The following is an 11493-nucleotide window of genomic DNA, read 5'->3' as shown; positions in this document are numbered from 1 at the left end:
GCGGCCGGAACATCAGCGTAGTACCCGCGTCAACGCCGGACCGCCAAGCGGTTCGCGGCGAACCAGTCAACCGCGAAGTCCACAGTGGCGCGCAGTGGGAGCAGCCGCGCGCTCGCCCGGCCGACCGGACCGTGCCGGACGAACGACTCGCCGTCGAGCGCGGCTCCCACCCTCGGGAAGTCGCTGTCGTCCAGGTCGAGAGCGCGGAAGTCGAGGCGGACCCGACGCCCGTCGACGAGCCGGAAACAGCGGTAGTCCCGTTCCGGCGGCGGCACCGGCAGGCGGTACTCGGCCAGGTGCAGCGCGCTGCACGCCTCGTAGCCGAGGCCGAGCAGCAGGACCTGCCCGTCCGCCGCGTACAGGGCGCCCACCGGTGAGCGTTCGCCCAGGTGGCAGTCGAGGTCGTGGCCGTCGGTGAGCTGCCGCGCCCGGGGACCGAGCGCGGCGAACGAGGTCTGCGGATGGTCGCTGCGCGCCGCGCCGGGGGCACACCGGACGAACTCGGCGAGCACCCCCATCCGTTGCGAGGGGGTGGTCCGGCGGTCCCAGCCCGGCAGGGCCGCCTCGTACCGGGCGAGCTGCGCCGCGTCCATACCGGCGGTGGCCGCAAGGTAGGTCCGGGAGGTGGTCGAGTTGCCGTCGGTCTGGGTGGGCACCAGCAGCGTGCCGGCCGGACCGAGGACGTCGCGCAGCGCGCCGACGAGCGTCGCGGGGCCGTGCTCCAGCGGACCCACCCGACGGAGGCCACAGTGCACGAGGAGGCACGCACCCGCACGAATGCCCAACGCCCGCAGGTCCGCGGCGAGGCGGGGGCGATCGAGCGGGGGCAGGTGGCACGGCTCATCCGGGCCCGACACGGGTCTCCTCCAGGGCCTGCCGCAGCCGCCCGACGAACCGCTCCCCCGCCGGGGTGAGCGTGCGGCTGGCCAGCAGCACGTCGGCGCCGTCCCGGGTCCACGACAGGTAACGGGCCGCGTGCGCCGGCGCGTCCTGATGCTCGGGTCGGTCGGCGTCCGCCCGGGACCGCCACATCTGGGTGACCGCCAGGTGCGCGTACACCCCCTGGAGCACTCCCTCGGGCGGCCGGGGGTCGGGGCGCCAGGGCACCCGGATCCGGGTGGTCGAGCTCGCCTCGACGAGGTCGTACAGGTCGAGCACCGCGCCGAGCTTCGCGTGCTGCCACTCGTGCACGAGCAGCACCGCCATCGCCTCCGGGTCCGCGGTGGGGGTGACGGCGACCGCACCGAACGCGTCCCGGGCGGTGGCGCTGCGCAGCGGTCTCGCCGGGTCGGGGACCAGCGGCACGACGGCGCGCAGACCGGCGTCGAGCGCCGCCGCGTGGGCCGGCACGTCGCGGTGCACGACGCCCCAGGCGTCGGCCAGGGTACGGCCCAACGCTCGCGCCGCCGCGTCGTCCAGGCGGGACGCGACCGGTTGGCCGTAGCAGTCCCGGTAGGGGTCGCCGTCCTCGACGAGCAGGTGGCGACCGGGCACCGGCACGCGGCGGGTGGGTAGCCAGCCGGCCGGCGGCGGCCCGGCCGGTTCGAGGGACACCACCTGCTCCGCCGGCCCGACCCGGACCCGGAACCCGCCCGGCAGGACGGTCACCTCGACGCTCTCCCCGCTGACGTCCGGCAACACCAGGCTGCCGAGCGTGGGCAGCGTGGTCGTGCCGGCCCGCACCGGGACGGTCAGCGCGGCCTGGACGCCCGCCCGGTGGGCGGCGACGACGGCGAGGGCCGGCAGCGGGTCGCCCGCCCGGGGTGGCCCGGACCGGGTCGGCGGGCCGAGGCGATGCACCAGCCACGAGCGGACGAAGGGGTGCGTCAGGACCGCCCGGACCGCCTCCGGTGCCGTGCCGTCGAGGTGAGCGAGCAGCTCCCACGCGGCGGTGGGGCCGGTCTTCTCCCGCCAGGCCGCCAGCAGCGCCCGGGTGATGGAGAGCTGGGTGGCGGCGAGCAGACCAAGGGTCCGCTCCGACTCGCGCCCGGTCGCCAGCTCGTCCAGCAGCTCGTTGACGGGCGGGTCGTCCCGCTCCGGCGGTGCGGAGTGGGCGGCGTGGCCCGGTGGCGGGTACGCGGCCACCGTGTCGATCAGGCGGCGCAGGTCGGCGCAGTACACCGAGGGGTTGTCGAAACCGGAGCCGGTGCGCCAACGATGGGCATACAGGCCACCGCCGCACCGGTCGACGACCGGGCAGGCCCGACAGGTGGCGCTGAGCCCGGCCACGCCGGCCTGCCGGACGGCGACCCCCGGGTGCCGGGCGGCCTCGTCCACCGACTGACCGAACACGTCGAACCCGGTGCCGGCCGCGCCGTGGTACGCCGTCTTCAGCGAGTCGACCTGTTCCCAGGTGCCGTCCGCCTCGACCACGAGCACGTCGGCCGGGGCGAGGCCGAACGCCTCGGTGCCGCCTCCACCCGGCCGCAGCGCCTCGAACAGCCGGATCGACACGGGCCGCCCGTCGTCCACCCACCGCCGGTAGATCCGCCCCAGCCAGTCCGCGTACGGGGTGGCCGTGACGCCGGGGCGGTCCGGGGGGCGGTCCCAGGTGGCGTGCGGCAGCAACAGGTCGACCCGGGGCGGGTGTTCGGCCAGCAGGGCCTCGTACACCCGGTCGGGATCGTTGCGGACATCGACGGTGCAGAGGATGCCGGCGTAGCTGGCGCGATGCGCCGGGTGACGGAGCAGGGCCAGAGCCCGCCGGACATGGTCGTGACTGCTGCCGCCGTGGGCGAACACGCGGTGCCGGTCGTTGGCGGCGCGGTCGCCGTCAAACGACACGCCGACCTGCACGTCGTGGTCGACCAGCACACCGCACAGCTCCTCGTCGAGCAGCACGCCGTTGGTCTGCATGCGCAGGTCGAGCTGGGTCCAGGGCGTGATCGCCGCCCGCAACTCGGCCAACACCTCGCGCAGCCCGGCCACACCGAGCAACAGCGGCTCGCCGCCATGCAGCACCACGTGCACGACCGGCAGCTCGTGCTCGCGCGCGTGCTCGGCGATCCGCTTCGCGGCGGCCCGGACGGTGGCCGGTGGCATCCGGACCGGTCGGCCACGCCAGGTCTGGTCGGCGTGCTGGTAGACGTAGCAGTGGTCGCAGCTGAGGTCACACCTGCTGTGCACCTTCAGCACGAACTGGCTGATCCGCCGGCAGGATCCGCCCGAGCCGGGCGAACCACACCGGCAGGCCATCGATCAGATGGACGAGTTGAAGGCGGCGACGGGAACGGCGCCCGAGGGCATCGACCCACCGGCGAGGACGCGCTGCCGAACAGTCGCGACCAGGTCGGCATGCTCGACGGCGATCCGCTCCAGCGGAGTGTGCAGGCTACGCGTCAGATCGTCGAGGTCGGGACGGGATGGGCGGGTGGGGGCATGGTCCACAATGAGTCTCCGGGGGCCCGGGGCGCGGGAGCGCGAGCGGCGACAATGGCTCGAAAGGCTCTGGTCCGTGACCAGGATAGACAAATATCGACCCAGTGTCACCGTCGGTGCAGCCACCGGCACCGCCGGTGGCAGCCGCGGTGTCGACAGCGACAGACGAGGAGTGTCACATGTGCCGGAGCATCAAGACGCTGCGTGAGCCGTTCACCCCGCAGGTGACCGAGGCGGACATCGAGGCGGCGGCGTTGCAGTACGTCCGGAAGATCTCGGGCTTCCGGGCGCCCGCCGCGCACAACGCCGCCGCGTTCGACGCCGCGGTGGCTGCCGTGACCGAGGCGACCCGCACCCTGCTAGACCAGTTGGTGGTCAGAGGAGCCGGGCCCACCACAGCGGACCGGCCAGCCCCCGCCGCCCCCACCGCCCCCTCCGCGTCGGCCGCCCCCTCCGCGTCGATCTAGGGCACGTTGCTGCCAGTGGATCTCCCTGAGCAGCGATCTTTCCTAGATCGACGAGCAGGGAGCCGCCGGCGCGCGGCCCGGTCGGGGTCAGGCCGCGGCTAGGGCCGGGGCGACCGTGTCGGGCGCCCACCGTGAGCGGTGGCACTGCGACCAGCCCCGGCAGCCTGGGTCGGCCAGCGTGCAGAGCCGCTGCCTGCTGAGCACCTCGCCGTCGTCGGTGTCCCGGATGTCGAAGTGCACCGGGCGGACCGTGCCGTCCGGGGTGACGAGCAGGTGCCGGCCGGCGTCGAGCGTGTCGTCGCGCAGCAGGCAGTTGCGGTCCAGCAAACGGGCCAGTGCGGCGATGCTGGCGTGCTCGGGAAGCCGCTCGGGCACCCCGTAACAGTCCACGATCGTCGCGAACTCGCCCGGCGCCTGCCAGACGTCGCAGACCACGGCGTACGCCGGCAGCCGGGCCGGGTCGGCCACCGCCAACGGCATCACCACGCGGCCGAGCGCCTCGGCCAGCGCCGGGTAGACCTCGACGGGTCGTACCCGCTCGATTCTCCAGTTCCACAGCTCGGTCATTCCGCCTCCTCGCTGCGTTCGTCCCACCGGCCTCCGGATCGGGCCTTACTGACGATGGTGGGGGGCATATGACCTCAGCCGGGGGCAAGTTACCGGTCTGTGACCATTCCGGGCAAAATTTCCCTGAGTGCCAATGCTGAGAGTAGCGGGAAGGTGACAGTTTATCGGGTATGGTGCGCCGTCCGCACGCTCGGCGGCACGTGTTCCAGACCGGCGTCGACGGTCAGCGCAGAACGACCAGGTGCTCGCCGCGCGGCAGCAGCTCACCCACCACGGGCGCGCCCGGCAGCTCACCGGCGACCAACAGGCCGCCGGAGGTCTGCGCGTCGGCCAGCAGCAAACGCTCGTCCTCGCCCACGGCGCCGAAGTCGGTCCAGGGGGTGACCCAGTCCAGGTTGCGCCGGCTGCCGCCGCTGACGTACCCGTCACGCAGGGCCTCCCGCGCACCCGGCAGGTAGGGCACCCGCGCGGTGTCGATGGCCACCGTCAGCCGGCTGGCCCGGGCCAGCTTCGAGGCGTGCCCGAGCAGGCCGAACCCCGTCACGTCGGTGCCGCAGCGGATGCCAGCCGCGACCGCGGCCCGGGCGGCGTCCCGGTTGAGCGCGCTCATCGTGGCCACCGCCTCCGGGAAGATCTCGCCGGTGGCCTTGTGCCGGGTGTTCAGCACGCCCACCCCGAGCGGCTTGGTCAGCGACAGCGGCACCCCGGCCCGGCCCGCGTCGAGGGTGATCAGCTCCTCCGGCCGGACGGTGCCGGTGACCGCCAGGCCGTACTTCGGACCGTCGTCGTCCACGCTGTGCCCACCGGCCAGGTGGCAACCGGCCTCGCGGGCCACGTCCTGGCCACCCCGCAGCACCTCGCGGGCCAGCTCCAGCGGCAGCACATCGCGCGGCCAGCAGAGCAGGTTGAGCGCGACCAGCGGGACACCGCCCATCGCGTACACGTCGGAGAGCGCATTGGCCGCGGCGATCCGCCCCCAGTCGTACGCGTCGTCGACCACCGGCGTGAAGAAGTCGGCGGTACTCACCAGGCCGGTCCGCTCATCCAGACGGACCACCGCCGCGTCGTCGCCGTGGTCCAACCCGACCAGCAGCTCAGCGGTGCCGGTGGCCGGGCCGAGACCGGCCACCATGATCTCCAGCTCACCCGGCGGGATCTTGCAGGCGCAGCCACCGCCACGGGCGTACTTGGTCAACCGTACCGGTTCGGTCATCCCCCCATGATCGCGACAAGGCGCCACGATCGCCACCGCGACCACCCATCCGGTGACCAAAATCGGACGCCCGAGAACGATCGTGACCGGTGTTACCGCTCCGTGACCCGCCAGGTTGCGTTCCGCCACATCACGCCGCCTACAGTGGCCGCACCGGGGGTCAACTGACCCCACATCCGGGAGACGACAGGGACGGTGGACGACGTGACGACGGGCGAACCGCTCATCGTGCTGGACGCGGTCAACAAGTGGTTCGGGCCGCTGCACGTGCTGGACGACGTCTCGCTGTCGGTGGGCCGGGGCGAGGTGGTCGTGGTGATCGGCCCGTCCGGCTCCGGCAAGTCGACGCTGTGCCGCGCCATCAACCGACTGGAACCGATCAGCTCCGGCACCATCACCTTCGACGGGCAGCCGCTGCCGGCCGAGGGCAAGCCGCTCGCGAAGCTGCGCAGTGAGGTCGGGATGGTCTTCCAGTCCTTCAACCTCTTCGCCCACAAGACCATCCTGGAGAACGTCACCCTCGGCCCGATCAAGGTCCGCAAGGAGAAGCCGGCCGCGGCCCGTGAGCGCGGCCTGGCCCTGCTCGACCGGGTCGGCATCGCCAACCAGGCGGACAAGTTCCCGGCCCAGCTCTCCGGCGGCCAGCAGCAGCGGGTGGCCATCGCCCGGGCGCTGGCCATGCAGCCCAAGGCGATGCTCTTCGACGAGCCGACCAGCGCGCTGGACCCGGAGATGGTCGGCGAGGTGCTGGACGTGATGACCTCACTGGCCCGCGACGGCATGACGATGGTCGTGGTCACCCACGAGATGGGCTTCGCGCGGCACGCCGCGAACCGGGTCATCTTCATGGCCGACGGCCAACTGGTCGAGGACGCCCCGCCGGGGGAGTTCTTCGCCAACCCGCGCAGCGACCGGGCGAAGGACTTCCTCTCCAAGATCCTCACGCACTAGGCGTCCGTAGTGGAGCACGCCGGCCACCGGCGGGCCCCGTTGAAGAAGGAGAAGAGTATGCGTATCAAGCGCGTTGCGGCGGTCGCCGCGGTCGCCGCTCTGGCCATCACCATGACCGCCTGCGGCGGCGATGAGGGCAGCGGCACCAGCAGCTCGGGCGCCAAGGGCATCGTCGGCAAGGCGGAGAGCCAGAAGAAGCTCGTGATCGGCGTCAAGGCCGACCAGCCGGGCCTGGGTCTGCAGACCGGCAGCCAGTACGAGGGCTTCGACATCGAGATTGGCAAGATCATCGCCAAGGGCCTCGGCGTCGACGCCAACAACATCGAGTGGAAGACCACGGTCTCCAACAACCGGGAGCCCTTCATCCAGCAGGGCACCGTCGACCTGGTGGTGGCGACGTACACCATCAACGACGAGCGCAAGCAGAAGGTGAACTTCGCCGGCCCGTACTTCATCGCCGGTCAGGACCTGCTGGTCAAGTCCGACTCGACGATCGCCGGCCCGGAGGGTCTGGACGGCAAGACGGTCTGCTCGGCCTCCGGATCCACGCCCGCCAAGCGGATCCAGACGGACTACCCGAAGGCCCGGCTGCAGCAGTTCGACTCGTACTCGAAGTGCCTGCCGCTGCTGGAGAACGGCCAGGTCGACGCCGTCACCACCGACGACATCATCCTCGCCGGCTACGCCGCCCAGTCGCAGTTCGCCGGCAAGTTCAAGGTCGTCGGCAAGACCTTCTCCACCGAGCCCTACGGCATCGGCCTGAAGAAGGACGACAAGGACGGCTGCGAGAAGGTCAACGAGATCCTCAAGGCCGCCGCCGCCGACGGCACCTACAAGGCCGCCTGGGACACCAGCCTGGGCAAGAGCGGCAAGGCCGCGCCCGAGCTGGACACCACCAAGCTGACCAACTGCGGCAGCGTCTGACCGGTCCCGGGGGCCGGCACCTGATCGTGGGTGCCGGCCCCCGGCCCGTCACGACGCCGACGACCTGACCCCGGGAGCCGACGCATGCACGTATTCGCTGATCCGACGAACTTCGACGCCTACCTGTCGAGTTTCTTCTGGATCCTCAAGCTGACCGGCGCGTCGGCGGTGCTCGCGCTGGTGCTCGGCGTGCTGCTCGCCGCCATGCGGGTCTCACCGGTACCCGTGCTGCGCGGCTTCGGGGCAGCCTGGGTCAACACCTTCCGCAACACGCCGCTCACCCTGGTCATCTTCTTCTGCTTCTTCGGGCTCTACTCCACCCTCGGGCTGAGCCTCGCCGACGACCTGGATCTGAACAACTTCTGGCTCGGAGTCATCGGCCTGTCGGCGTACACGGCCGCCTTCGTCTGCGAGGCGCTGCGGTCCGGGGTCAACACCGTGCCCGCCGGGCAGGCGGAGGCCGCCCGGGCGATCGGCCTCACCTTCGCCCAGACCCTGCGGATCGTGGTGCTGCCACAGGCGACACGCTCCGTGGTCGCGCCGCTGGGCAGCATCCTCATCGCACTCTGCAAGAACGCCACGATCGTCGGCACCATCGGCCTGATGGAGTCCTCGAACGTGATGAAGGACCTCATCAACAGCAACGGCGACGCGGTCATCCCGATCTTCCTGGTCTTCGCCGGCACGTTCGCCGCGTTCCTGATCCCCACCGGCTACTTCTTCGGGTGGCTGGCCAACCGTCTGGCGGTGAAGCGCTGATGAGCGCCAACACGGTTCTCTACGACCACCCCGGCCCGCGGGCCCGGGTCCGCAACGCGGTGCTCACCGTGATCTTCGGCGTCGCCCTGGCCGGCCTGCTCTGGTGGGTCTACGCCAAGTTCGACCAGGCCGGGCAGTGGGAGGGCGCGCTCTGGCAGCCCTTCACCGAAGGGGCGACCTGGACCCAGTTCATCCTGCCCGGCCTGCGGCAGACGCTGTTCGCCGCGCTCACCGGCATGGTGCTCTCGCTCGCGTTCGGCATCATCTTCGCGGTCGGCAGGCTCTCCGAACGCCGGTGGATCAGCATCCCGGCCGGCGCCGTCGTCGAGTTCTTCCGGGCCGTGCCGCTGCTGCTGATGATCTTCTTCATCTTCTACGGCGTGCCCTTCCTCATTCAGGCTCCGGTGCCGGCGTTCTGGGCCGTGGTCGCCGGGTTGACGCTCTACAACGGCTCGGTGCTCGCCGAGGCGTTCCGCGCCGGCATCCGGTCGGTCCCGGGCGGGCAGGCCGAGGCTGCCTACGCCGTCGGCCTGCGCAAGAGCCAGGTGATGCGGCTCATCCTGATCCCGCAGGCCGCCCGGGCCATGCTGCCGGTCATCGTCAGCCAGCTGGTGGTGCTGCTCAAGGACACCGCGCTCGGCTACATCGTGGCCTTCCCGGAGCTGATGCAGCGCGGCGTCAACGACCTCGCCGCGAACCGCGGCAACATCGTCGCCGCCGCGATCGTGGCGGCCGCCATCTACATCGTGATCAACTCGCTGCTCAGCGCGCTGGCCAGCTGGCTGGACCAGCGCAGCCAGCGGCGCGGGTTCCGTGCGCAGCGGCGGATCGCCACCGGTGCCAACCCGGCCGGCGGCATCGCCGTCGTCGAGCCGCAGGGCTGACCGACCCGCGGCAGCGGCGGACCGGACCCGGCAGGGCACCGGCCCGGCGGCACGCCGGTGAGATACATCGACGGGCGGGTGGCCATGCCACCCGCCCGTCGTGCGGTCGCAGGTCAGCGGGCGATCTCGGTGACCCGGGACTCGCGGACCACGGTGACCCGGATCTGACCCGGGTAGGTCAGCTCCTCCTCGATCTGCTTGGCCACGTCCCGGGCCAGCACGGCCGCGCCGATGTCGTCCACGTCGTCCGGCTTGACCATCACCCGGATCTCCCGGCCGGCCTGCATCGCGAAGACCTTGTCCACGCCGAGCTTGCTGGCGGCGATCTCCTCGATCCGCTCCAGCCGCTTGACGTACGCCTCCAGGCTCTCGCGGCGCGCGCCCGGCCGACCACCGGAGCAGGCGTCGGACGCCTGGGTGAGGACGGCCTCGATGGTCTGCGGGGGCACCTCGTTGTGGTGCGCCTCGATGGCGTGCACCACGTCCTCGTGCTCGCCGTACTTGCGGGCCAGGTCGGCGCCGATGATGGCGTGGCTGCCCTCCACCTCGTGGGTGAGCGCCTTGCCGATGTCGTGCAGGAACGCCGACCGCTTGATGGTGGGCACGTCCAGCCGCAGCTCGGCTGCCATGATGCCGGCGATGTGCGCGGTCTCGACCAGGTGCTTGAGCACGTTCTGCCCGTACGAGGTGCGGTAGCGCAACCGGCCCAGCAGGGTGACCAGCTCCGGGTGGATCTCGGTGATGCCGACCTCGACCAGGGCGTCCTCGGCGGCCCGGTGGCAGAGCTCCTCCACCTCGTGCCGCGCCAGGTCGTAGACCTCCTCGATCCGGTGCGGGTGGATCCGCCCGTCCAGCACCAGCTTCTCCAGGGTGAGCCGGCCGACCTCCCGGCGTACCGGGTCGAAGCAGGAGAGCAGCACCGCCTCCGGGGTGTCGTCGATGATCAGGTTGACCCCGGTCACCGACTCGAAGGCGCGGATGTTGCGCCCCTCCCGGCCGATGATGCGCCCCTTCATCTCGTCGCCGGGGAGGTGCAGGACGCTGACCACGCTCTCCGCGGTCTGTTCGCTGGCCACCCGCTGGATCGCGTCGACCACGATGTGCCGGGCCCGTTGCTCGGCGGTGTTGCGTGCGTCGGACTCGATGTCCCGCACCAGCAGCGCCGCCTCCCGCTTGGCCTGCGTCTCGATCACCTCGATCAGCTCCAGCCGCGCCGATTCAGCGGTGAGCCCGGCCACCCGCTCCAGCTCCCGGCGGCGCAGCTCCTCCGCCTCGGCCAGCTCGGTCTCCCGCCGGGTGAGCGCGGCCTCCCGGGCCGCGAGGGCGGCGCGGGCCGCGGTCAGCTGCCGCTCCCGCTCGGCGAACCGCTCCACCTCCTCGGTGTGCAGCCGCTCCCGCTCGTCCATCCGGGCCGCCCGGCGCTCCACCTCGGCCGCCTGCTCGCGGGTCGTGGCGGCGAGCACCGCGACCTCCCGCTCGCCGCTGCGCCGGGCCGTGGTGCGCAACTGCTCGGCGTCCGCCTCAGCCTGCTTGTGGGCCCGCTCCAGCACGGTGTCAGCCTCCGCGCGGGCGTCGTCGAGCACCCGGCGGGCCTCCGCCCGGGCCGACTTCGCCTCGGCTTTCGCGGCGGCGGCCTCGGCCCGGGCGGCCGACGCCGCGGACTTCGCCACGTCGATCGTGCTGTTCGCCTGGTCGGCCGCGCTACGCAGGGCGGCCAGGGACTGCTCCTGACGGTCCTTCTCGGCGACGAAGGCCGGATCCTCCGGCACCGGGGCCGCGCCGACCTGGCGCAGCGCCCGGACGCCGAAGAGCACCGCGCCGACCACCACCACGGTCAGGATCAGGACGGCGGCGAGGAGCACCACGTCGAAGATGCTCATGCCGGGACCTCGTGCGGACCGCCGGTGAACCTGTGCCGCCCCGCCATGGCCGCCTCCCCCTGGATACGTCGGCGCCGCAGCGACCGTGCCAAGGGCACGCTCCTGCGGCTCTGGACGCCCGACCGGAGCGACTGGCCGTGGGTAGCTCTCTCCGCCGGCGGTGCCCGCGGGCATCGTCGGCGGCCGGGTGCAGTTGTCGCGCCGGCTCCGGACCGGCCTGCCCGGAGCTGCGATGAATGGCCGGCTGCGCTGGCCAAAGTGATGCTGTTCTGTTACGCGATCTATGTTGTGCGCTTAGCCTGCGCTTGGTCGGGCAATGTGAGCCTGTATGGCGAGGCTAGGTCGCCGGAGGCGGTCTGGTCAAGAACTCATGATCAAACCCCCCGAACGGAGAGAAGCCGCGGCATCACCGCGTGCTGATGTCGGGCCGGACACGAGCGGACAAACTCCGCGAGCGCTCGGCCCGATGA

General features: G+C 72.0%; 11 protein-coding genes. 5 read left to right on the top strand and 6 right to left on the bottom strand.

Annotated elements, in window-relative coordinates; all coding sequences use genetic code 11:
* Nucleotides 1–29: 29 nt before the first annotated feature.
* The 3 genes from KBX63_RS02235 to KBX63_RS02225 all read right to left on the bottom strand — a co-directional run bounded on the left by KBX63_RS02235 (nucleotide 30) and on the right by KBX63_RS02225 (nucleotide 3387).
* Nucleotides 30–857: an AAC(3) family N-acetyltransferase gene (locus KBX63_RS02235; protein WP_307871581.1), complete on the bottom strand. Its 828-nt coding sequence runs from the start codon at nucleotides 855–857 to the stop codon at nucleotides 30–32.
* Complete coding sequence (locus KBX63_RS02230) at nucleotides 841–3135, bottom strand: FxsB family cyclophane-forming radical SAM/SPASM peptide maturase (RefSeq protein WP_307871580.1); 2295 nt, start codon at nucleotides 3133–3135, stop codon at nucleotides 841–843. The genes KBX63_RS02235 and KBX63_RS02230 overlap by 17 nt, the downstream gene beginning before the upstream one ends.
* Nucleotides 3136–3198: 63 nt before the next feature.
* Nucleotides 3199–3387 (bottom strand): hypothetical protein, encoded by a 189-nt coding sequence (locus KBX63_RS02225; RefSeq protein ID WP_210907342.1) that lies wholly within the window; start codon nucleotides 3385–3387, stop codon nucleotides 3199–3201.
* Between the two features lie 170 nt (nucleotides 3388–3557).
* Between KBX63_RS02225 and KBX63_RS02220 the strand changes: the two genes are divergently transcribed.
* Complete coding sequence (locus KBX63_RS02220) at nucleotides 3558–3845, top strand: DUF2277 family protein (RefSeq protein ID WP_247661448.1); 288 nt, start codon at nucleotides 3558–3560, stop codon at nucleotides 3843–3845.
* A gap of 87 nt (nucleotides 3846–3932) precedes the next feature.
* Here KBX63_RS02220 and KBX63_RS02215 read toward each other — a convergent pair whose 3' ends face one another.
* Together KBX63_RS02215 and selD are read right to left on the bottom strand one after the other, a co-directional pair.
* Complete coding sequence (locus KBX63_RS02215; RefSeq protein WP_210907340.1) at nucleotides 3933–4412, bottom strand: hypothetical protein; 480 nt, start codon at nucleotides 4410–4412, stop codon at nucleotides 3933–3935.
* Between the two features lie 223 nt (nucleotides 4413–4635).
* Nucleotides 4636–5625, bottom strand: a complete 990-nt coding sequence (gene selD / locus KBX63_RS02210) for a selenide, water dikinase SelD (RefSeq protein ID WP_210907338.1) — start codon at nucleotides 5623–5625, stop codon at nucleotides 4636–4638.
* 195 nt (nucleotides 5626–5820) lie between these two features.
* Between selD and KBX63_RS02205 the strand changes: the two genes are divergently transcribed.
* The 4 genes from KBX63_RS02205 (at nucleotide 5821) to KBX63_RS02190 (ending at nucleotide 9143) form a co-directional block, all read left to right on the top strand.
* Nucleotides 5821–6576, top strand: coding sequence for an amino acid ABC transporter ATP-binding protein (locus KBX63_RS02205; RefSeq protein ID WP_210907336.1), 756 nt, complete (start codon nucleotides 5821–5823; stop codon nucleotides 6574–6576).
* Nucleotides 6577–6633: 57 nt separating this feature from the next.
* Entirely contained in the window at nucleotides 6634–7500 is an 867-nt protein-coding gene (locus KBX63_RS02200; RefSeq protein ID WP_210907334.1) for a glutamate ABC transporter substrate-binding protein, read from the top strand.
* A gap of 84 nt (nucleotides 7501–7584) precedes the next feature.
* Nucleotides 7585–8259, top strand: coding sequence for an amino acid ABC transporter permease (locus KBX63_RS02195; RefSeq protein ID WP_210907332.1), 675 nt, complete (start codon nucleotides 7585–7587; stop codon nucleotides 8257–8259).
* The gene (locus KBX63_RS02190) at nucleotides 8259–9143 is read left to right on the top strand and encodes an amino acid ABC transporter permease (RefSeq protein ID WP_210907330.1); all 885 of its coding nucleotides are present in this window, start codon (nucleotides 8259–8261) and stop codon (nucleotides 9141–9143) included. Before KBX63_RS02195 ends, KBX63_RS02190 begins: the two co-directional genes overlap by 1 nt.
* Nucleotides 9144–9256: 113 nt before the next feature.
* Here KBX63_RS02190 and rny read toward each other — a convergent pair whose 3' ends face one another.
* The gene (gene rny, locus KBX63_RS02185; RefSeq protein WP_210907328.1) at nucleotides 9257–11023 is read right to left on the bottom strand and encodes a ribonuclease Y; all 1767 of its coding nucleotides are present in this window, start codon (nucleotides 11021–11023) and stop codon (nucleotides 9257–9259) included.
* Nucleotides 11024–11493 lie beyond the last annotated feature (470 nt).

It is taken from the genome of Micromonospora sp. U21 (assembly GCF_018070045.1).
Classification (GTDB): domain Bacteria; phylum Actinomycetota; class Actinomycetes; order Mycobacteriales; family Micromonosporaceae; genus Micromonospora.
This window is presented reverse-complemented; position numbering and strand designations above follow the sequence as displayed.

What these genes read in the sequence shown, in the direction of transcription:
- KBX63_RS02220 (WP_247661448.1), top strand. Translation starts at nt 3,558, where the DNA reads ATGTGCCGGAGCATCAAGACGCTGCGTGAGCCGTTCACCCCGCAGGTG.
- KBX63_RS02215 (WP_210907340.1), bottom strand. Translation starts at nt 4,412, where the DNA reads ATGACCGAGCTGTGGAACTGGAGAATCGAGCGGGTACGACCCGTCGAG.
- selD (WP_210907338.1), bottom strand. Translation starts at nt 5,625, where the DNA reads ATGACCGAACCGGTACGGTTGACCAAGTACGCCCGTGGCGGTGGCTGC.
- KBX63_RS02200 (WP_210907334.1), top strand. Translation starts at nt 6,634, where the DNA reads ATGCGTATCAAGCGCGTTGCGGCGGTCGCCGCGGTCGCCGCTCTGGCC.
- KBX63_RS02195 (WP_210907332.1), top strand. Translation starts at nt 7,585, where the DNA reads ATGCACGTATTCGCTGATCCGACGAACTTCGACGCCTACCTGTCGAGT.
- KBX63_RS02190 (WP_210907330.1), top strand. Translation starts at nt 8,259, where the DNA reads ATGAGCGCCAACACGGTTCTCTACGACCACCCCGGCCCGCGGGCCCGG.
- rny (WP_210907328.1), bottom strand. Translation starts at nt 11,023, where the DNA reads ATGAGCATCTTCGACGTGGTGCTCCTCGCCGCCGTCCTGATCCTGACC.